Raw genomic sequence first — 22,035 nt, 5'->3', positions numbered from 1 at the left:
GTGATGGTGTTTTTGATGGTCTTACCAATCAAATAAATTATTCAACCAGTTCGACTTTTTCTCGCATTGTTGTTTGATTTGCCCAGTTTTGTCCCACACTGGCAATTTGTACTCACTACGACAATTGATTTCTAACGCGCCGTTCGCTGCTTTTTGGAAGCCAAGTGTCGTCACCTCTTTTGGCCAAGGTAGCTCCAACCTTTCAGGAATACGCTGTTTCAAGTATTCCGCGTAGACACGCAATGCACCGCTTGAACCTGTCAACTTGGTAGACTTATTATCATCGCGCCCAAGCCAAATCGTGGTAACTTCACGCCCATCAATACCCACAAACCAACTGTCACGACTGTCGTTACTCGTACCCGTTTTTCCTGCTAGTGCTGCCCAAGCAAACTGACTTTGTAGGAATCGTCCTGTCCCTTGTGCGACACCTTGCTTCATAGCATAGGTCGTTAACCAAGCCGCTTGTTCATCTACTGCTGGAGCTGACCGAGGGAGAGATTGATAAAGCACATTGCCGTCCATATCGACAACCGAACGCAGCGCCGACAGCTTGGCACGCTTACCTGAGTTAGTTAGCGTTTGATACATTTGCGCTACTTCAAACGGTGTTAATGAAAATGAGCCCAAGAACATGGATGGCACAGGGCGAATTTCATTCTTATCAACACCAAGGCGTTCTAAGGTATTAGACACCTCTGGGATACCAAGCTGCATCCCCAAACGAACGGTTGGTACATTCAATGATTTTGCCAAGGCTAAATACAACGGAACATCACCACGAAACTTACGGTCAAAGTTGCGTGGCGACCAAATGGAGCCTTTGCTCCCCTTCAAACTCAGAGGCGTATCATGAAGCGTTGTCCCAAGGTTGTATTTTTCAGGTTGCTCCAATGCCGTCAGATAGATAGCAGGTTTAACCAATGACCCAATTGGACGACTGGCATTCAGTGCACGGTTAAAGCCTTCATACCCGACACGTTTACCGCCAACCATTGCGCGAATTTCACCGCTATGACGATCCACGGCAACAGCAGCCGCTTCAAGCTCCTTACCCGCACGTTTTGCCAGTTCAGGGACTTTCTTCGCAATGGCTTTTTCGAGTTTACTTTGCGATACAGGATCAAGAGAGGTAAATAGGCGTAATCCGGTTTCTGCTTTGAAGTTGTCACCCACCTTCTCTTTCAGTTCGATATTCAGTTGTTGGAAATACGCAGGCTGTCGACTAGCGATACGTGGCTTGCTTTGTGTATCAAGTGGACGACTCACCGCTTGTTCGTATTGCTGCGCAGTCAGCATGTCTTGTTGCATCAGTAGACGCAGTACTAAGTCACGACGCGTCTTAGTACGTTCTGGGTAGCGAATAGGGTTGTAGTAAGATGGTCCTTTTACCATTCCCACTAGCATTGCAAGCTGATCGATACGTAGCTCTTGGATAGGCTGACCGAAGTAATAGCGTGATGCCAAAGCGAAACCATGAATCGCATCACCACCGCTCTGACCCAAATATACCTCGTTGAGGTAAGCTTCCAGAATACGGTCTTTGCTGTAACGATAATCGAGAATTAATGCGATATACGCTTCACGTACCTTACGCCACAAGGTTTTATCACGAGTCAGGAACAAGTTTTTCGCCAACTGTTGAGTTAGCGTACTGCCGCCTTGTACGGTACGACCCGCTTTGATGTTCGCCACTAAAGCACGTGCAATGGCAAGTGGTGATACACCATCGTGTTGATAAAAGTCGCGATCTTCCGTCGCTAATAATGCATCAACTAAGATCTCCGGGAATTGATCGCGGCGTAAGAACAAACGTTGCTCATTTTGGTCTTTTTCCAGCATTCCCAACATCTTAGGTTCAATGCGTAAGTAGCCAAGATCACCTTTCGACTCTAAAGATTGAATACGTTGTAAGCCGCTGCTTGAGAAATGCAACATCACATGACGATCAGGCTCTGGCCCGTCAGCAAATTCAAACGGACGACGAATCAGTTCAATACGCGTTGAAGAAGATGAATACTCACCTGGGTAACGAGGCTGGCTGACTTTACGGTAGTTCAGCACATCGAGTTCATTACGCATCTCTTTAATCGTAATGTTCTGTCCCGGACTTAAATTGAGAATGCGGGCATAAACCACCGTAGGCAGATCAAACAACTGACCATCAAAGCGATCTTTAACCACACTATCTAGGTAAATACCGACAAACAATAACACCGCAGCCAAGGCAACGCCGGCTTTCCAACTGAACGACCAAATGACTTTAAGCCAAGAACGTTTACCATTGTTTGTTTTTTTCGCTGGTGATTTTCTTGGGCGTTTTGCGCCACTTTTCTTAGTCGTCGTTTTACTTGACGCGGTCTTCTTGGCTGGCGCTCGCTTTGCACCGGGCTTTTTAGTATCAGTCATTGTTCAATTGTCTTTTTGTTTTGGTTGTCGCTACATGCGTCGCTGGATCGTCAGGCCAAACGTGCTTAGGGTAACGACCTTTCATTTCTTTCTGTACTTCTTTGTAGCTTCCCACCCAGAATGCGGCGAGATCTGTCGTCACCTGAAGAGGGCGTTGTGCTGGAGAGAGTAATTCAAGCACCAGGCGCTTACGTCCCTGTGCCACAGTTGGTGAAGTACTTTCACCAAACACCTCTTGCATACGGACAGAAAGCACAGGCTCATGACCACACTGATAACGAATTCGCTTTTTCGAACCAGTTGGCAGGCGGTACTCTTCAGGCAACCACTCATCAATATGCTGATTCAACGGCCATCCCAATCGAGCATTTAATGCTTCCACTAAATTTACCTTCGCCAAGTCTTTCACTGAGGCAACCGTACTCATGTATGGCTCTAACCACTCTTCTAAGCTCGCCAGCAAATCAACGTCATCAAAACTTGGCCAAGCCTGCTCTGGTAACCATTCCACTGCACAGCGAATACGTTCTAGTAAATTCTCCGCTGCTGGTGTCCAGTTTAGACTTTGTAAGCCCTGACGGCGGACATAGGTGAGTAAAGCTTGTGTCATTTTTTCTTTGCCTGGGCTTGGCAAGGCATCCCGCTTGATAATCAAACGCCCAAGCTTAACTTGACGCTCAGCCATCAATCGACCTTTTTTCTCATCCCAATCAACCACATCATCTGTTGTAAAGAGATGCTCAAACACTTCTTCTAACTCATTGATATCTAGTTCACAAGCCAGATTAATTTGACTAGAGTTGGAATGCGATCGCATTAAATCAATCGCGATTAAGTAATCACAATCGCCTAAAGTTTCTTCTGGTCGGCACTCAGCACCATGTCCGTTGGACAATGTAAAACGCCCATGTTGATTCGAACGTTGCTGCGCGACACGATCAGGAAATGCAAGGCTTAATACTAACGGCAGTGCTCGCTCATCAACCTCTGATAGACTGAACATCGTATCCAGTTTAAGGGCGACGGTTTGAGATCGCTTATGCAATATCGATTTTTTCGAATGTGTTCCACTTACCCAACGATGTAAGCTGTGTGCGATATTCGTGATATTACGCTCTGGCTCTTCAATAAGAGCGACCGCAGCCAGTGCAGTGTTTAGCATTTTTACGTCATGTTGCTGTGCTTGAATTAGCATAGCTGCCGAGCGAGGTTCTACACCAAGCTCATGAGCAATTTTGCCCTCAGGAGTCAGTTGGCCTTGCTCAGAAAGCAGCCCTAACACAATTAACAACTGCTTAGCTTGAGCAAGAGATGCCGCCGAAGGAGTGTTGAGCCATTTGAGCTCGGAAATATCTCCCGCTCCCCAAAAGGCTAACTCCATCACTAGGCTCGCTAAGTCTGAGTGCAGTATTTCTGGCTGTGGCACTTGTGGTTGCTGCTTAAATTGGCTTTCAGAGTAAAGGCGAACGCAAATCCCCTCTTCAATACGCCCTGCACGACCAGAACGTTGAATCGCAGACGATTGTGCCACTCGTACTTGCTCTAATCGCGTAAGCCCATTCTTCAAATCAAAACGCGCCACACGCTCTAATCCAGAATCAACAACTAGTCGAATACCTTCAATGGTCAAAGAAGTTTCGGCAATGTTAGTCGCGAGCACGACTTTGCGTTTATCTCCAGAAGCAGGAGCGATGGCTTTTTGCTGCTCGGCAAAGCTAAGTTGACCGTATAACGGACACACTTCTACGTTATCAGGTAGGTGCACTAAACGCTCTTGCACTTGCTTGATGGCACCAACACCCGGAAGAAAAGCAAGCAAAGAACCAGACTCTTTCTGAATTAAACTTTCTATTGTTTTTGCCATTGATGTCGGTAGGTGATCGTTGACTCCTAGCGGCAAGTAACGAGTCTCTACCTCAAAACTGCGACCTTGAGACTCTATATATGCCGCCTCTGGCAGCAAGGTTTGCAACGCACCTTGATCGAGCGTTGCCGACATCACAACAAGCTTTAAATCATCTCGTAATGCCTCTTGAACCTCTAAACTGAAAGCCAACGCGGTGTCTGCGTGAATGCTGCGCTCATGAAATTCATCAAAGATCAGTAAATCGATGCCGTTTAATTCAGGGTCACTTTGGATCATACGGGTCATGATCCCTTCAGTCACAATTTCAAGTTGCGTGTTTTTACTCACCTTCGTTTCACCACGAACTCGGTACCCAACACGTTCTCCAACTTGTTCACCTAACTGCTGCGCGAGATAACGAGCGATATTACGCGCCGCCAGACGTCGAGGCTCCAGCATCACGATTTTGCCTGTCACAGATTGTTTTTGTAGAAGTTGCAGTGGGAAGTACGTGGATTTACCAGCACCTGGTGCGGCTTTGAGGATCACTTGATGTTGATTTTTGACCGCCGTAAGTAATTGTGGCATCACGGCTTCAATCGGCAATTGTGACAAAGGAAATACCCTGTGGTGTAATGTTGGCAACATTGTACATAAAAACACTCTTGGCTAAATAAGCAAATGCAATTCGAACCCGCTCTAGAGTCAGCGACTCTGCTCAAACGCTACAAACGCTTTCTTGCCGATATCGAACTGGATAACGGTGAGATTCGAACAATTCACTGTGCGAACACTGGCGCAATGACAGGCTGTGCCACTCCGGGCAACAAAGTTTGGTACTCCACTTCCGATAACCCAAAGCGCAAATATCCGAACAGCTGGGAACTCAGTGAAACCGCACAAGGGCATCGGATCTGCATTAATACCGCTCGCGCAAACCAATTAGCCGTAGAAGCAATTGAAAATAATGTCATTTCAGAATTGTTGGGATATGACCAACTTCAAACTGAGGTGAAATATGGCAATGAAAATAGCCGAATTGATATCTTGCTCAGCGCAAGCGACAAATCAAAGTGTTATATAGAAGTGAAGAGCGTCACCCTACTTGATGAAGAAAGCTCATCAGGACAAGGTTATTTCCCTGATGCCGTGACTACCAGAGGGCAAAAGCACCTGAGAGAGCTCACAGAAATGGCACAAAATGGAAGTAGAGCCATACTTTTATTCACTGTTTTACATTCAGGTATTGAAAAAGTATCCGCGGCGCACCATATAGACGCGAAATATTCAACGTTACTAAAACAAGCACAAGACGCTGGAGTGGAAGTTCTCTGCTATAAAGCTGAGTTAAGCAACACTGAAATCAAACTAATCTCGGCGATTGAATTTATCAATTAAGAGAAAAAATGATGTCATCTTCACAATGATGATAAGTTTGCAATTCAGTAATTGCCTGCACCGCCTCTTTTTGCTATAGATACCCGCCTTAAATTGACTGCAAAGCAGTTGACTAGGTGTAAGTAGGAGATGCTGTATGCCAGAATCAAAGAAGAAAACGATAGGCATCCTAGCCATTGCCGGTGTGGAGCCATATCAGGAAAAGCCTGGTGAAGAATACATGTCACCAGAGCAGGTTGAACACTTTACAAAGATCTTAACAGCTTGGCGTAATCAGCTCAGGGAAGAAGTCGATCGCACTGTACACCACATGCAGGACGAAGCAGCAAACTTCCCAGATCCAGTTGACCGTGCTTCTCAAGAGGAAGAGTTCAGCTTAGAACTGCGTAACCGTGACCGTGAGCGTCGTCTGATCAAGAAGATCGAAAAGACTCTAGATAAAATCACTGAAGACGACTTTGGCTTCTGTGAATCTTGTGGCGTAGAGATCGGCGTTCGTCGCCTAGAAGCGCGTCCAACTGCAGACCTTTGTATTGACTGTAAAACACTTGCAGAGATCAAAGAGAAACAGATGCAAGGTTAATCAATCTGGCATTATGATTATTGAAAGGGAGCTCAGGCTCCCTTTTTGTTTTAGCTAACTTCGCAACGTCGAGTTTGTCGCTTTTTATACCCGTATAATTTCGAGATATACGCATGACACGCTATGTAGGTCGATTCGCCCCATCCCCTTCTGGTCCATTACATTTTGGTTCCCTCGTTGCTGCATTGGGCAGCTATTTCCAAGCGAAAGCTAACCAGGGTACTTGGCTCGTTCGTATTGAAGACCTTGATCCACCAAGAGAGATGCCAGGAGCGGCTGAGGCTATATTAAATGCGCTAAAAGCATATCAACTGCATTGGGATGGCGAAGTGGTCTATCAAAGTGACCGTCACGACCTTTATCAGACGCAAATTGATACTTGGTTAGAGAATGGTGACGCTTACTATTGCCAATGCACGCGCAAGCAAATCAAAGAGCATGGTGGTTATTATCCCGGCACTTGTCGCGACAAAGGCTTGAAAGAAGGCGCGATTCGCCTAAAAATGACCAAGCCCATCGCTAATTTTCTCGATCAGAAGCATGGCTTGATGACCATGCCTCCTGCGTTAGTAAATGAAGATTTCATTATTAAACGTCGAGATGGATTATTTGCCTATAATCTTGCGGTAGTATTAGATGACATTGACCAAGGGGTGACTGAAGTCGTCCGTGGAGCCGATTTAATTGAACCTACAGGTCGTCAAATCAGCTTGTACCAAATCCTTGGAAAACCAGAAGTTAGCTACTTACATTTGCCATTAGCGATGGATACTAATGGCAACAAGCTGTCGAAACAAAATCATGCGACAGCGATTGATGTCGATAATCCGAAGCCTGCTCTGCTGCACGCCATGACGTTTTTAGGCTTCCATATTCCAGAAGCCATTCAAGCCGCTAATGTAGATGAAATACTGCGTTGGGGATGTAAAAATTGGTGTTTAGAGCAGCTTCCAGCAGAGATCGAGATCACACCGAGATTCTCAAACGGCACTGCGTAGGCTATTATTAGCCGCAAAATTGGCCCTAGAGGCGTAAAAAACTAACCAAAGCAAGATTGGATTAAACCCAGTTATTGCCAGATGCACATGAATACAAACGACTATACAACAAGCGAATCTGCCATGATCCCAGAACTCGCTCTCAATGTAATTACTCGTGAAGAGCACAACATTTCGCGTAAGCAGATCAGTGACAATGCACTGAAGGTGCTATACCGACTAAACGGTGCCGGTTTCGATGCTTTTCTTGTGGGTGGCGGGGTTCGAGACTTACTGCTTGGACAGAAACCAAAAGACTTTGATATCGCAACCAACGCGACTCCAGAACAAATCAAGCAACTGTTTAGAAACTGCCGTTTGATTGGTCGTCGCTTCCGTCTCGCCCACATTATGTTTGGACGTGACATCATCGAAGTTGCGACTTTCCGCGGTCACCACCAAGAGCAAAAAAACAAGAACGTTTCACAGCAGTCTAAAGAAGGCATGCTGCTTCGTGACAATGTTTACGGCACGATTGATGAAGATGCAGAGCGCCGTGACTTCACGATTAACTCGATGTACTACAACATCGCAGACTACTCAATTCACGACTACGCGCGTGGTATTGAAGACCTAGAAGACCGCCTTGTTCGCCTGATCGGTGATCCAGAAACCCGCTATCGCGAAGACCCTGTACGTATGCTGCGTGCGATTCGCTTTGCCGTGAAACTCGACTTCGACATCGAAGAAGACACCGCCGCACCAATTGAAGAGATGTCAACGCTACTACGCGACATCCCATCTGCGCGCCTGTTCGAAGAATCGTTAAAGCTGCTTCAATCAGGTCATGGTCTAGAGACCTATCACCTCCTGCGTGAGTACAACCTATTCCAACAGTTGTTCCCAGCAATTGCTGAGCACTTCACGGAAGAATACGAATCTCACACCGAGCAAATGCTCGATTTAGTGCTTGATTCAACCGACATGCGTATTGAAGAAGGCAAGCGCATTAACCCAGCATTCATGTTTGCTGCAATGCTGTGGTACCCGCTATGTGCGATGGCAGATAAGTTAATGGAACAGCGTAATCTGTGCCATTACGATGCCATCATGGAAGCGAGCAACATCATTCTTGATGACCAAGTTCGTACGATTGCTATTCCACGCCGTCATACCGCCACTATCCGTGAAATTTGGCAACTGCAATTACGTCTTCCTCGACGTAATGGTAAGCGTGCATTCCGCCTAATGGAGCTCAACAAATTTAGAGCTGGCTTTGATTTTCTTGAAATGCGCGGTGAAATTGAGGGTGGCGAGACTCAGAAGCTTGCCAAGTGGTGGGAAACTTTCCAAAATGCAGGCCGAGAAATGCGCCAAGCAATGGCAGGTGACCTTGATAGCCAAGCACCTAAAACCGGTCAACGCCGCCGCAAAACCTATCGCAAGAAAAAGAGTAAGCCAAAATCATGATCACAGCATACATTGCGGTAGGCAGTAACTTGGCTGATCCCGTCAGCCAAGCGAAACAAGCGATTGAGGCTCTAAAATCAATCCCAAACTCTGAGTTTGTGCAAGCCTCTTCGCTCTACAGCAGTACGCCGATGGGGCCACAAAACCAACCGGATTACATCAATGCGGTTGTGGCGATAAAAACCAATTTGACGCCTCTTGAGCTACTCGATTGCACCCAAGCGATTGAGCAAGAACAAGGGCGTGTCCGTAAAGATGAACGTTGGGGACCAAGAACCTTGGATCTCGATATGATTCTTTACGGCAATGAGGTGATTGATTCCGAAAGACTGACAGTTCCACACTATGGAATGAGAGAGCGCGAGTTCGTACTCTACCCTCTTGCGGAAATTGCACCAAGTTTACAACTCCCAGACGGGACCGAGGTATCGTCACTACTTGAGCAAGTAGATCGTAACGGCCTCAGCATTTGGCAGTCATAGCCAACTCCTAGTGAGGAAAAAACAATGAAAAAAATGACCATTAACGACCTGATTAAGTGGAAGCAAGAAGGTCGTAAATTTGCTACTTCAACTGCATACGATGCGAGCTTTGCCCAACTTTTTGAAAGCCAAGACATGCCTGTTTTATTGGTAGGTGACTCTCTAGGTATGGTTCTGCAAGGTAAATCAGACACGTTACCCGTTACTGTTGAAGATATCGCTTATCACACCCGCTGTGTACGCGCAGGCAGCCCAAACTGTCTATTGATGGCTGATATGCCATTCATGAGCTACGCTACGCCAGAGCAAGCGTGTGAGAACGCAGCAACGCTAATGCGTGCTGGTGCAAATATGGTAAAAATCGAGGGCGGCGACTGGTTAGTTGATACCGTTAAGATGCTAACTGAACGTGCTGTACCAGTATGTGCTCACCTTGGTCTAACCCCTCAATCAGTCAATATCTTTGGTGGTTACAAGGTGCAAGGCCGCGATCAAGAAAAAGCCGATCGTATGGTAAAAGACGCACTGGCACTGCAAGAAGCTGGTGCTCAAATTGTTTTACTAGAGTGTGTTCCTGCTGAATTAGCGGCTCGTATTACGCAAGTTCTTGATGTTCCAGTAATTGGTATTGGTGCAGGCAATGTGACAGATGGTCAAATTCTTGTAATGCACGATATGTTTGGAATTTCGGCGAACTACATGCCAAAATTCTCGAAAAACTTCCTTGCTGAAACAGGCGATATGCGCAAAGCTGTGGCTCAATATATGGCTGATGTTGAAAGCGGTGCATTCCCAGACGAAGCTCATACCATTGCCTAGAGGATAAATGCATGCAAACTTTTGCGGAAATCTCAGCGATTCGTGAACAAGTAAAAACCTTTAAGCGTGAAGGTCGTAAAGTGGCGTTTGTTCCAACTATGGGCAACCTCCATGAAGGTCACTTAACACTTGTTCGTAAAGCTCGCGAATACGCGGATGTCGTTGTTGTAAGCATCTTTGTAAACCCGATGCAGTTTGACCGTGCAGACGATTTAAACAACTACCCTCGAACTCTAGAAGAAGATTTGAGCAAGCTAGGTGGTGAAGGCGTAGAAATCGTGTTCACACCAACACCTGAAATCATCTACCCAGAAGGCTTGGATAAACAAACGTTTGTTGATGTTCCTGGTCTATCTACCATTCTTGAAGGTGCTTCTCGCCCAGGTCATTTCCGTGGCGTTACTACCATCGTAAACAAGCTTTTCAACATCGTTCAACCTGATGTTGCGTGCTTTGGTGAAAAAGACTTCCAACAACTTGCCGTGATTCGCAAGATGGTTGAAGACTTGGCAATGGACATCGAGATTATTGGCGTACCAACAGTACGTGAGATGGACGGCCTTGCAATGAGCTCACGCAATGGTCTTTTGACGATTGATGAGCGTCAACGTGCACCAGTGCTAGCTCGTACAATGCGTTGGATCAGCAGCGCAATACGTGGCGGTCGTGATGATTACGCATCAGTGATTGAAGACGCAAGCGATCAGCTTCGTGCAGCAGGTCTTCAACCAGATGAAATCTTCATCCGTGATGCTCGTACACTTCAAGCAATCACTGCAGAGACAACCCAAGCGGTAATATTGATGTCAGCATTCTTAGGTAAAGCCCGCCTAATCGACAACCAAACGGTTGATATGGCAGTAGAAACCAAAGAAGATGAATCAAGCGAAGAAAGCTCAGCAAGCGCAGAGTAAATCTAAATCTTAAATAAAAAAGGTCGGCACTAAGCCGACCTTTTTTGTATCTAGTAATGAGATTTATGAATAGACGCATTGAAGTCCTTCAGGGCGAGTCTTAAATCGCTTGTGCAACCACATCCACGCGGGAATATCTCGTTTTATCATCCCTTCAATCTCTTGATTCAAAATACTCGCGGCTTTAACTGGATTTCGTCGTTCAAACTGCCCACTCAGATCCTCACCAATGTAAAGCGTATATCGGTTATCGTTCATGACCGTCACTCCGGACATCACCGCACACTTGGTTGCATCAATTAATACACTCGAGCCCACCGTACTTGCCGCCTGTTCAACAGCAAAGAAAGGAGCAAATACCGAATTGTTCACCCCATAATCGTGATCTGGTAGGTACCACAGCCGTTGACCATTTTTCAGAACTTTAAGCATCGACTTTACGTCTTTTCGGTCTATCATTTGATGCCCACAGCGCGTTCGACCACGATGCTGAATAAACTCATAAGCAGGGTTTGAGTTCGGGCGATACACACCGTACCCTTTCGCAAATTGGCTAAAAATACGCGCCGTCATCTCTAAGTTAAGATGGTGGCTGCATATCACCAGCACACCACGTCCATTTCTTTCTTGTTCAAGAATGCGCTCTTTACCAACCACCGTCACCAAACGTTTTACCCGCCAATCGGGCCAAAACCAAGCCATGCCCGTTTCAATCAGTGCCATGCCGGTGTATTTAAAGTTTGCCTTCACCAACTCCTCACACTGTTGTTCATTATATTCAGGGAAGCAGAGCTTGAGATTACGCTTAGCAATTTTCCGGCGGCGCTTCATTGGCAGCATTGCAAGGGAGCCAATACCTCTTCCCAGTGCTCGCAGCAGCGGATACGGTAGCGCATTAACAACAAACGCGAGCAAGCCAAATGCAAACCAGACAGACCAGTATTTAGGGAGAAGCAATTTCAAGGAGAAAGGTGGGGACGGAACGGTATTCATGGCTTGACTCATTTACAACAAATGCATTTACAGAAATGAGTAAAACCTAGCATGTAAAAAGTCGAAAAATTGTATGGGAATGTATAGAAATGCATAAAGAAAGAGCAGCTCTCATCGCTGCTCTTTCAACATCTGTTTATGTTAGCTTCTCAAGCCAATTCCTTTGGTCACGAGGTAATGTGCCACGGCATAAAGCGCAACAACGAATACCGTCAGCACGCTAAATGACGTCACAATGCCAACATCAGAAACCCCGAGGAAACCGTAACGGAATGCGTTCACCATGTAGACGATAGGGTTCAGCTTCGACACACCTTGCCAGAACTCAGGCAACAGGCTGATAGAGTAGAACACGCCACCTAAGTAGGTCAGAGGTGTCAATACAAACGTCGGGATTATAGAGATATCGTCAAACGTTCTTGCATAAACTGCGTTGATTAAGCCACCTAGTGAGAACACAACTGATGTCATAAATACCGTCGCGATAATGATGCCCCAGTGGTCTACTTGCAGATCCACAAAAAACAGAGACACAAACGTCACAATAGTTCCCACCAATAAACCACGCACAACGCCTCCCATGACAAAACCGAGGATGATCACGTAGTTTGGTACCGGTGCAACCAGAAGCTCTTCAATATTGCGCTGAAATTTCGAGCTAAAGAACGATGAGGCCACATTGGAATACGAGTTGGTGATCACCGACATCATGATCAAACCAGGCACAATGTACTCCATGTAACTAAAACCGTTCATGTCGCCAATACGAGAGCCAATCAAACTACCAAAAATGATGAAGTACAGCGTCATTGTAATCGCTGGCGGAACTAGCGTTTGTACCCAAATACGAGTAAAGCGATTGATTTCTTTGGTGAGCAGGCTGCAAAAAGCCGTCCAATATAACTTGTACATTATTGGTTACCTCCGCGAACGATGCTGACAAACAACTCTTCCAAGCGGTTCGCTTTGTTACGCATAGACAGAACTTTTACGCCATGTTCGGAAAGCTGACTGAATACTGAGTTCAACCCCTGGCTCTTATCCAGTTCAATTTCTAGCGAGCCATTTATCATAACCTGACTATTCACCCCTTTAAGCTCTGGCATCTCACCGTCAAACTCAACATCGAGAATGAAGGTTTCAACACGAAGCTTACCAAGCAGCGCTTTCATCGTCGTATTCTCAATAAGCTCACCTTTGTTGATGATGCCGATATTGCGACACAACATTTCTGCTTCTTCAAGATAGTGAGTCGTTAGAATGATAGTAATACCCTGCTCTTGGTTAATCTCTTTTAAGAAATCCCACATCGAGCGACGCAATTCGATATCGACACCAGCGGTTGGTTCATCAAGGATCAACAACTGTGGTTCATGCATTAAAGCGCGAGCAATCATAAGACGACGCTTCATTCCACCAGATAGATTACGCGCGCGCTCTTTGCGTTTTTCCCACAAATCGAGCTTTGTCAGATACTTCTCGGCACGTTCTTTCGCCTGAATCTTTGACACGCCATAATAGCCTGCTTGCTGCATCACAATCTGTTCAACCGTCTCAAATTGGTTGAAGTTGAATTCTTGTGGCACCAAACCTAGGTTTTGCTTTGCTAATTCAAGATGCGTATCAATGTCGTAACCAAAGACCTTGGTCGTACCTGAGGTTTTGTTTACCAAAGAAGAGATAATGCCAATCGTAGTCGATTTACCTGCACCATTTGGTCCTAGAAGCGCGTAGAAGTCACCTTTTTCTACTGTTAGGCTAATACCCTTCAACGCTTCAAATCCGCCCGCATAGGTCTTGCGAAGCTGTTCAATTTCTAATGCGTACATTGCGTAATAATTGCCATCTGTTGATGAATCGTGAATGCCAATACCGATAGAGAGTTGATATGACTCAGCGGTCAAAGCGGTATTGCACTGAAGTTGAATTAGTTTATCGTTGAATAACGATGAATACAAATAAACCTTTCTATAAAATTAGAAATAACTATAAATCCCCGATTCTGTATACTAAAAAGCGCCGCCAAACAACTTTGGCAGCGCTTTTAAAAAACAAAACAAGATTACATTGTTAGCATTTGATGCTCATCTGTTTCTACATGCTTTATCGCAGCATTCAATGCCTCATAACGGAACTTGTAAGTGTTCTGATCAGGGACTAAATCAATCACGTGGAACTTCTCTAATTGCTCACGTGTGCGTTGGTTTGGACACAGCAAGTAAACTTCACACTCCGCATCCAACGCATCTTTGATCGCATTCTCAAGCGCTAAGCCTACCGTAACATCAATCATCGGCACATCAGTCAGATCGAGGATCATCACTTCGTAATCCGAAATACTGGAGTGTTGACGAGAAATGGCTTTCGAAACACTGAAGATCATTGGTCCAGACAAGTAGAAGAACAAGACTTTACCATTGGCTCGATCAAGCAGTCCTCGTTCACTGTCCGTAAGCGGAACATCATCTTCATCGGCATCACTGATAGCCTTAACTTGGCGTGCTTGCTCACGACTCAAACGCTCAATGATGATGATATTAGAAATAAATACCCCTAACCCCACAGCAACAATCAAATCAACAAAGACCGTCAGCAGCATGACGCCATACATAACCGCCATACCTGGGAAGCTCACCTTATGAGCACGTTGGATAAAACTCCAATCAAGAATATTGAAGCCAACATACACTGCAATACCCGCCAGCACAGCCATCGGGATAGGTTCGGTCAAGCCACTTGCAACCAACACCACCAGCGCGAGAATCAGCGCACGAATAACACCAGACAAAGGGGAACGAGCCCCTACTTGGATATTGGTTACTGTACCCATTGTGGCACCAGCACCTGGTAAAGCGCCAAACAAACCAGAAATCATGTTTGCCAAGCCTTGACCACGTAGCTCCTTGTCTGAGTCATGCTCTTTACGTGTTAATGAATCACCGATTACCGCGGTTAATAACGTATCAATACAACCCAACGTACCCAGAACTAATGCATCAATGACCATCTCGGTGAACATCGCAGGATCGATATGTGGCACGACCAAAGAAGGTAAGCCTGCGGGGATTTCACCAATTCGACGAATGTCTTCTGCATCAAACAAAATCACCGATAACAACGTAACCGCTACTAGCGCGACAAGTTGGGCGGGTACGTACTTACGATACTGCTTCGGAAAGAAGAATAAGATGCCTAATGTCAGCAAGCCCAAAAACAACTCGCTAAACTTCAGGTTAGAAATGGTATCAGGCAATGCCGATAATGTGCCTATAACCCCACCAGAAGGTGCAGCATGACCGAGTAAAGGCGACAACTGCAAGATAATCAGAATCACGCCAATCCCTGACATGAATCCCGAGATGACACTATAAGGCATGAGTGTCACGTATTTACCGAGTTTCAATGTACCAAGCACAATTTGAAACGCCCCGGCCATCATCACAACGGTGAATGTCATTGCCATTCCCGTCTCTGGGTACTTCGCCATCATGCTAGTCAACACGGCGGTCATGATCACTGTCATAGGACCGGTAGGCTCAGAAATCAGAGTGTTGGAACCACCAAACAGTGACGCGAAAAGCCCCACCATGATCGCACCCCATAAACCTGCTTCTGCGCCAGCGCCAGATGCGACACCAAAGGCTAACGCAAGAGGAAGTGAAATAATGGCCGTGGTGACGCCACCAAACAGATCCCCTTTCAAGTTGATATCCTTAAAGCGACTACCGAACATTGAATTTGCTCCCTGCATTAAAAAGACAAAATGCCATCAATCTAACAAATATTTCGTCAAAGAAAAAAACACAATAAAACCACGAATTCGCTAGGCTTATTCGCATACTGAATGATGTCTGCATATTTTATGATTTTCACAGCGAGAACTAGTCAGATGAGTCATCTTGAATGAATATTTAACGGGATCGAAATTGTAACATTGTGTATAGTTACAGCGCTGATCGCTTTATAAGCACTGGTGAGTGGTTGGTTTTTTTAATTTTTAGGGAAGTAGATGTCAGATGCCGGAAATTAAACAATTATTCGAAAATAACTCTAAGTGGTCAGAAGAAATTAAATCTGATCGTCCAGAATACTTTGCAAAGCTTGCAGAAGGTCAGAAACCAGACTTTCTTTGGATTGGATGCTCAGACAGTCGCGTTCCTGCAGAGCGATTGACCGGTCTTTTCTCTGGCGAGTTATTTGTTCACCGAAACGTTGCGAACCAGGTCATCCACACTGACCTAAACTGCCTCTCTGTGGTGCAATACGCCGTGGACGTATTGAAAGTAAAACACATCATCGTATGTGGTCACTATGGCTGTGGTGGCGTTAACGCCGCTATTGATAATCCTCAACTAGGTCTTATCAATAACTGGTTACTTCATATCCGTGACCTTTACTTTAAACATCGCCCCTACCTAGACCAGATGCCTCTTGAAGACCGCGCTGACAAACTGGGTGAAATCAACGTAGCTGAGCAAGTCTATAACTTAGGCAACTCCACCATCATGCAAAATGCGTGGGAGCGTGGTCAGGACGTTGAGATTCATGGCGTAGTTTACGGGATTGAAGATGGTCGCCTTGAATACTTGGGAATTCGTTCAAACTCAAAAGAGACCGTGGAAGCCTCTTACCAAAAAGCGCTCTCAACCATTCTTAACTCAGACAACAAATTGCTTTGTCGCTGAGTTAAAAACATAAGCCGAACCAAATAAAAGAAAACGCCCGTTAATTGCTTAACGGGCGTTTTTTGTATTCTTCTATCAAGACTAATGACTACTCTTGAGGCACCACTTTACCAATGAACGGTAGATGACGGTATTTTTGAGCGTAGTCGATACCCACACCAACTACGAATTCATCAGGAATAGCAAAACCAACATAATCAACTGGCACTTCAACTTCACGACGTGATGGCTTGTCTAGCAGCGTACAAATCGCAATAGACTTCGGCTCACGTAGAGACAGGATTTCACGGATCTTGTTCAGTGTGTTACCTGTATCAATGATGTCTTCCACGATCAGTACGTCTTTGCCTTTGATGTCGTCATCAAGGTCTTTCAGGATACGTACGTCACGAGAGCTTTCCATCGTGTTACCGTAGCTAGAAGCGGTCATAAAGTCGACTTGGTGAGTCAGTTCGATTGCACGAGCCAAATCGGCCATAAATACAAATGAACCGCGTAGCAAACCAACCAGAACCAGATCTTCGCTACCTTGGTAACGTTCTGTAATTTGCTTGCCTAATTCACGAATACGTTCCTGAACTTCTTGCTCAGAAATCATGACTTCTACTGTATGTTTCATACTGTGCTCAATTTTCTTTGTGGGTTGAGGTAGGTCGTACGCAAACGATCACCTTATCTTGCGGCGTGTAGTGTAACACCCCACTCAATAGGTGGAAAGTCGCATCCCATTTCGTTGAATTCTTGGATGAAAGTCTTAATTTTAGAACTTATATCATTGAATGAAACATCAATAATGACATTACTGTCTATAAATTACGCATCAGATGTTGACCTTGCACATATGCACCATTACACTCATCAATGCTTTAAGCAACTATTAAAATAATCAATTAGGGGACTATCCCCAAAATATCAACTCAAATGGCAAGGAAAATGGATTATGGACTCAATTGCAAAGAGACCTCGTACTAGGCTTTCCCCTCTAAAACGTAAACAGCAACTAATGGAAATCGCTCTTGAAGTGTTTGCTCGTCGCGGCATTGGTCGTGGTGGTCACGCTGATATTGCAGAGATTGCTCAAGTTTCTGTTGCGACAGTATTTAACTACTTCCCAACTCGCGAAGACTTGGTGGATGAAGTTCTGAATCACGTGGTTCGTCAATTCTCGAACTTCTTATCAGATAACATCGACTTAGACATTCATGCACGCGAGAACATCGCTAACATCACTAACGCAATGATTGAACTAGTAAGCCAAGATTGCCATTGGTTGAAAGTTTGGTTCGAGTGGAGTGCATCAACACGTGATGAAGTGTGGCCGCTATTCGTAACGACAAACCGCACCAACCAACTGCTGGTGCAAAACATGTTCATCAAAGCTATCGAACGTGGGGAAGTTTGTGACCAACATGAACCGGAACACTTGGCGAATCTGTTCCATGGTATTTGTTACTCTATCTTCGTACAAGCAAATCGCTCTAAGAACGAAGCCGAGCTATCAACACTCGTTAGTGCTTACCTAGATATGTTGTGCATCTACAACCGCGATCACTAAGCTAAAACGCGAGTTTAACTAAATGAAAGGCTGACACTGGAGTGTTGGCCTTTTTCGTTTTAGACAGCTGCGAAGCTGGATTTTATTTTGCCTTTCTAGGAACAAATTCAGCCCCCCCTTCTTAATCGAAACTCTTTTCATGATTATCCAAATACATACCTCTCGATTCCTTGGTGTTAAACCAAGAGATTTCCAACTATCAAGCACAATCGCCTAAAAGGAGACCTCATTCCCTCTTCAAGTTCCGCGCATAAAAAAACCGCTGACGAATCAGCGGTTTTTATCATTCAAGTTTTAAGACTCTCGGTCTTCAAAAGAAATTATTTTTTCTTTTTAACTGCTTTTTTGTTTGGAAGGTCAGTGATTGAACCTTCAAATACTTCAGCAGCTAGACCCACTGACTCGTGTAGAGTTGGGTGAGCATGGATAGTTAATGCGATATCTTCAGCATCACAACCCATCTCAATAGCTAGACCGATTTCACCAAGCAGTTCGCCACCGTTAGTACCAACGATTGCACCACCAATAACACGGTGAGTCTCTTTATCGAAGATTAGCTTAGTCATACCGTCTGCACAGTCAGATGCGATTGCACGACCTGATGCAGCCCATGGGAATGTTGCCACTTCGTAGTTGATGCCTTCAGCTTTCGCTTCTTTCTCAGTCTTACCAACCCATGCCACTTCTGGCTCAGTGTAAGCAATTGAAGGAATAACTTTAGGGTCGAAGTAGTGCTTCTTGCCAGAGATAACTTCTGCAGCAACGTGACCTTCATGCACACCTTTGTGAGCAAGCATTGGTTGACCAACTACGTCACCGATCGCGTGGATGTGAGGAACGTTAGTGCGCATTTGCTTATCAACGTTGATAAAGCCACGCTCGTCCACTTCAATGCCCGCTTTTTCAGCGTCGATAAGCGCACCGTTTGGAACACGACCGATAGCAACAAGAACCGCATCGTAGCGCTCAGCTTCTGCTGGTGCTTTTTTGCCTTCCATTGAAACGTAGATACCATCTTCTTTCGCTTCAACTGCTGTTACTTTCGTCTCAAGCATTAGCTTGAACTTGTCTTTAATACGCTTAGTGAAGACTTTAACGATGTCTTTGTCCGCAGCAGGGATAACTTGGTCAAACATCTCAACTACGTCTACTTTAGAACCTAGTGAGTGGTAAACCGTACCCATTTCTAGACCGATGATACCACCGCCCATGATAAGCAGCTTTTCAGGTACTTCTTTCAGTTCTAGAGCATCCGTTGAATCCCAAATACGTGGGTCTTCATGCGGGATGAATGGCAGTTTGATTGGGCGAGAACCCGCAGCAATGATAGCGTTGTCGAAGTTAACCGTTGTTGACTCGCCTTCGCCTTCTACAAGGATAGAGTTAGGACTTGTGAACTTACCGTAGCCGTTTACTACAGTAACATTACGCATCTTAGCCATACCGCTAAGACCGCCAGTCAGTTGATTTACAACTTTCTCTTTCCAGATACGGATTTTGCTGATGTCTGTTTGCGGTTCGCCAAACACAACACCGTGCTCAGCCATCGCTTTCGCTTCTTCGATAACTTTTGAAACGTGAAGAAGTGCTTTAGATGGAATACAACCAACGTTTAGACATACACCACCAAGAGTGCTGTAACGTTCAACTAGTACTGTTTCTAGACCTAAGTCCGCACAACGGAATGCAGCTGAGTAACCAGCAGGACCAGAACCAAGTACAACAACTTGGGCTTTAATTTCTTTGCTCATTGTGACCTCTTGTAGTCATTATCCCTAACAGGCTGAGTAGATGTTCTTAAATTATTAGGCTTTCAAACGATCAATATTTTACAGAGATGTTAACAGTGTGAAAGCAGCTTTAAGTTAGCCTGTGAGCTAGACAACAATTCATCTTTCAGATTCTGAACGATGTGAGAAATTGTCGTCTAAAAATAGTCTTTTATATAAAGAAGTAAGGTGACCCGAAAGCCACCTTAACTATTACTTTCTATATTACAGTACTAGGCGACGAATGTCTGATAGTGCACCGTTTAGGAAAGTAATGAAGCGTGCACCTTCTGCACCATCAATCACACGGTGGTCGTATGATAGAGACAGTGGAAGCTGTAGACGTGGTTCGAACTCTTTGCCGTTCCACACTGGCTTCATTTCAGATTTAGATACACCTAGGATACCTACTTCTGGCGCGTTTACGATTGGCGTAAACGCTGTACCGCCGATACCGCCAAGGCTAGAGATTGTGAAACAACCGCCTTGCATGTCAGCTGCCGTTAGCTTACCTGCACGTGCTTTCTTAGAAACTGCCATTAGCTCTTCAGATAGCTCGTAAATGCCTTTCTTGTTCACGTCTTTAAATACCGGAACAACAAGACCGTTTGGCGTATCTACTGCGATACCTACGTTCACGTACTTCTTAAGAATGATGCTTTCGCCATCTTCAGAAAGTGAAGAGTTAAACGCAGGGAACGCTTCTAGTGCTTTCGCTACTGCTTTCATGATGAACACAAGAGGAGTGATCTTCATGCCAGTGTCTTTCTTCGCTTCGATTGCATTCTGCTCTTTACGGAACGCTTCTAGCTCAGTGATGTCAGCGTTGTCCCACTGTGTAACGTGAGGGATCATTACCCAGTTACGGTGTAGGTTTGCACCAGAAATCTTCTTGATCTTAGAAAGCTTCTGAACTTCCGTCTCACCGAACTTGCTGAAGTCAACTTTTGGCCAAGGTAGTAGACCAAGCGCTGCGCCGTCGCCCTTACCAGATGCTGCCGCACCAGCGCCAGACTCAAGACGCTTAAGCGCATCTTTAACGTAAGCTTGAACGTCTTCTTTTAGGATACGGCTCTTACGACCAGTACCTTTAACCTTAGATAGGTTAACGCCAAATTCACGAGCAAGACGACGGACAACTGGAGACGCGTGTGCGTAGTCGTTGTTCTCTTGGAAATCGTTCGCTGCAGGTGCCGCTTCAACTTTTGCTGCTGGAGCAGGAGCCGCTGCAGGTGCTGGAGCTGCTGCTTGTGCAGGTGCGGCAACAGGAGCTGGAGCTGCGCCAGCTACTTCGAATACCATGATTAGAGAGCCAGTCGTTACTTTATCGCCAGCTGCAATCTTGATTTCTTTTACCGTACCAGCGAATGGAGCTGGAACTTCCATTGAAGCTTTGTCACCTTCAACAGTGATTAGAGATTGCTCTTCTTCTACTGTGTCGCCAACTTTAACCATGATCTCAGTAACTTCAACTTCGTCACCGCCGATATCTGGAACATTCACTTCTTTGTCAGCTGCTGCCGCTGGAGCTGCTGGAGCTTCTACTCGGTCCGACGCCTCGGCTGCTGGAGCCGCTGCTGCGCCTGAACCGGCAGTTTCGAATACCATGATTAGAGAACCAGTTGTTACTTTATCACCAGCAGCAACTTTGATCTCTTTTAGAGTACCGGCGAATGGTGCTGGTACTTCCATTGATGCTTTGTCGCCTTCAACCGTTAGAAGAGATTGCTCTTCTTCGATGCTGTCGCCAACTGCAACCATGATTTCAGTAACTTCTACTTCGTCGCCACCGATATCTGGAACGTGAACTTCTTTCAGTTCTGCCGCTGCAGGAGCTGCAACTGGTGCAGCTTCAACTGCAGGAGCTGCCGCAGGAGCCGCTTCTGCAGCGGCACCTTCAGCTTCGAAAATCATGATTAGAGAGCCAGTCGTAACAGAATCACCTTCTGCTACTTTGATTTCTTTAACGATACCTGCTTGAGACGCTGGAACTTCCATAGAAGCTTTGTCGCCTTCAACAGTGATAAGAGACTGCTCTTCTTCAACCTTGTCGCCAACGCTTACAAGAATCTCAGTAACTTCAACCTCATCCGCACCGATGTCAGGTACATTAATTTCGATTGCCATTGCTTATT

General features: G+C 45.5%; 18 protein-coding genes. 9 read left to right on the top strand and 9 right to left on the bottom strand.

Features of this window, described 5'->3' with window-relative positions; genetic code table 11:
- Window positions 1-21 precede the first annotated feature (21 nt).
- Both mrcB and hrpB read right to left on the bottom strand, forming a co-directional pair.
- Complete coding sequence (mrcB, locus tag ABMY42_RS05585; protein ID WP_349266114.1) at window positions 22-2,409, bottom strand: penicillin-binding protein 1B; 2,388 nt, start codon at window positions 2,407-2,409, stop codon at window positions 22-24.
- Window positions 2,402-4,870, bottom strand: a complete 2,469-nt coding sequence (gene hrpB, locus ABMY42_RS05580; RefSeq protein WP_349266113.1) for an ATP-dependent helicase HrpB — start codon at window positions 4,868-4,870, stop codon at window positions 2,402-2,404. The genes mrcB and hrpB overlap by 8 nt, the downstream gene beginning before the upstream one ends.
- A gap of 66 nt (window positions 4,871-4,936) precedes the next feature.
- Between hrpB and sfsA the strand changes: the two genes are divergently transcribed.
- From sfsA to panC, 7 genes are all read left to right on the top strand, one after another.
- A complete protein-coding gene (gene sfsA, locus ABMY42_RS05575) occupies window positions 4,937-5,653 on the top strand; it encodes a DNA/RNA nuclease SfsA (protein WP_005446293.1) in 717 nt (238 codons plus the stop codon).
- A 136-nt stretch (window positions 5,654-5,789) separates the two neighbouring features.
- The gene (gene dksA / locus ABMY42_RS05570; RefSeq protein ID WP_005439389.1) at window positions 5,790-6,236 is read left to right on the top strand and encodes an RNA polymerase-binding protein DksA; all 447 of its coding nucleotides are present in this window, start codon (window positions 5,790-5,792) and stop codon (window positions 6,234-6,236) included.
- Between the two features lie 113 nt (window positions 6,237-6,349).
- A complete protein-coding gene (gene gluQRS / locus ABMY42_RS05565) occupies window positions 6,350-7,234 on the top strand; it encodes a tRNA glutamyl-Q(34) synthetase GluQRS (RefSeq protein ID WP_005446291.1) in 885 nt (294 codons plus the stop codon).
- Window positions 7,235-7,315: 81 nt separating this feature from the next.
- The gene (pcnB, locus tag ABMY42_RS05560; protein ID WP_005446289.1) at window positions 7,316-8,683 is read left to right on the top strand and encodes a polynucleotide adenylyltransferase PcnB; all 1,368 of its coding nucleotides are present in this window, start codon (window positions 7,316-7,318) and stop codon (window positions 8,681-8,683) included.
- Window positions 8,680-9,165: a 2-amino-4-hydroxy-6-hydroxymethyldihydropteridine diphosphokinase gene (gene folK / locus ABMY42_RS05555; protein ID WP_005446287.1), complete on the top strand. Its 486-nt coding sequence runs from the start codon at window positions 8,680-8,682 to the stop codon at window positions 9,163-9,165. Before pcnB ends, folK begins: the two co-directional genes overlap by 4 nt.
- 24 nt (window positions 9,166-9,189) lie before the next feature.
- On the top strand, window positions 9,190-9,984 hold the full coding sequence (panB, locus tag ABMY42_RS05550; RefSeq protein ID WP_017189142.1) for a 3-methyl-2-oxobutanoate hydroxymethyltransferase: 795 nt from the start codon (window positions 9,190-9,192) through the stop codon (window positions 9,982-9,984).
- A gap of 11 nt (window positions 9,985-9,995) precedes the next feature.
- Window positions 9,996-10,898 (top strand): pantoate--beta-alanine ligase, encoded by a 903-nt coding sequence (gene panC / locus ABMY42_RS05545; RefSeq protein ID WP_029790348.1) that lies wholly within the window; start codon window positions 9,996-9,998, stop codon window positions 10,896-10,898.
- 63 nt (window positions 10,899-10,961) lie between these two features.
- Here the strand turns inward: panC and ABMY42_RS05540 are convergent, their stop codons facing one another.
- From ABMY42_RS05540 to ABMY42_RS05525, 4 genes are all read right to left on the bottom strand, one after another.
- The gene (locus ABMY42_RS05540; RefSeq protein ID WP_349266112.1) at window positions 10,962-11,891 is read right to left on the bottom strand and encodes a Kdo(2)-lipid IV(A) acyltransferase; all 930 of its coding nucleotides are present in this window, start codon (window positions 11,889-11,891) and stop codon (window positions 10,962-10,964) included.
- 141 nt (window positions 11,892-12,032) lie between these two features.
- Window positions 12,033-12,803 carry an ABC transporter permease gene (locus tag ABMY42_RS05535; protein ID WP_005446280.1) on the bottom strand — a complete coding sequence of 257 codons (771 nt, stop codon included), beginning with the start codon at window positions 12,801-12,803 and terminating at the stop codon, window positions 12,033-12,035.
- Entirely contained in the window at window positions 12,803-13,720 is a 918-nt protein-coding gene (locus ABMY42_RS05530) for an ABC transporter ATP-binding protein (protein WP_005446278.1), read from the bottom strand. The genes ABMY42_RS05535 and ABMY42_RS05530 overlap by 1 nt, the downstream gene beginning before the upstream one ends.
- Before the next feature lie 233 nt (window positions 13,721-13,953).
- Window positions 13,954-15,624: a SulP family inorganic anion transporter gene (locus ABMY42_RS05525; protein ID WP_005446275.1), complete on the bottom strand. Its 1,671-nt coding sequence runs from the start codon at window positions 15,622-15,624 to the stop codon at window positions 13,954-13,956.
- A gap of 283 nt (window positions 15,625-15,907) precedes the next feature.
- On the opposite strand from ABMY42_RS05525, the gene can reads away from it, so the two are divergent.
- Window positions 15,908-16,576, top strand: coding sequence for a carbonate dehydratase (can, locus tag ABMY42_RS05520; RefSeq protein WP_005446273.1), 669 nt, complete (start codon window positions 15,908-15,910; stop codon window positions 16,574-16,576).
- 88 nt (window positions 16,577-16,664) lie between these two features.
- Here can and hpt read toward each other — a convergent pair whose 3' ends face one another.
- Window positions 16,665-17,195, bottom strand: coding sequence for a hypoxanthine phosphoribosyltransferase (hpt, locus tag ABMY42_RS05515; RefSeq protein ID WP_005446271.1), 531 nt, complete (start codon window positions 17,193-17,195; stop codon window positions 16,665-16,667).
- Window positions 17,196-17,516: 321 nt separating this feature from the next.
- On the opposite strand from hpt, the gene opaR reads away from it, so the two are divergent.
- Window positions 17,517-18,131, top strand: coding sequence for a transcriptional regulator OpaR (gene opaR / locus ABMY42_RS05510; RefSeq protein ID WP_349266111.1), 615 nt, complete (start codon window positions 17,517-17,519; stop codon window positions 18,129-18,131).
- 320 nt (window positions 18,132-18,451) lie between these two features.
- Here the strand turns inward: opaR and lpdA are convergent, their stop codons facing one another.
- Window positions 18,452-19,882, bottom strand: a complete 1,431-nt coding sequence (lpdA, locus tag ABMY42_RS05505; protein WP_005446266.1) for a dihydrolipoyl dehydrogenase — start codon at window positions 19,880-19,882, stop codon at window positions 18,452-18,454.
- A 243-nt stretch (window positions 19,883-20,125) separates the two neighbouring features.
- Entirely contained in the window at window positions 20,126-22,027 is a 1,902-nt protein-coding gene (gene aceF / locus ABMY42_RS05500; protein ID WP_017817680.1) for a pyruvate dehydrogenase complex dihydrolipoyllysine-residue acetyltransferase, read from the bottom strand.
- Window positions 22,028-22,035: the final 8 nt, after the last annotated feature.

Source organism: Vibrio sp. SSH13-20, from assembly GCF_040104475.1.
In the GTDB taxonomy this organism is placed as follows: Bacteria; Pseudomonadota; Gammaproteobacteria; order Enterobacterales; family Vibrionaceae; genus Vibrio; species Vibrio harveyi.
Note: the sequence above shows the minus strand (reverse complement) of the source record. Positions and strands in the feature narration are given on the sequence as shown.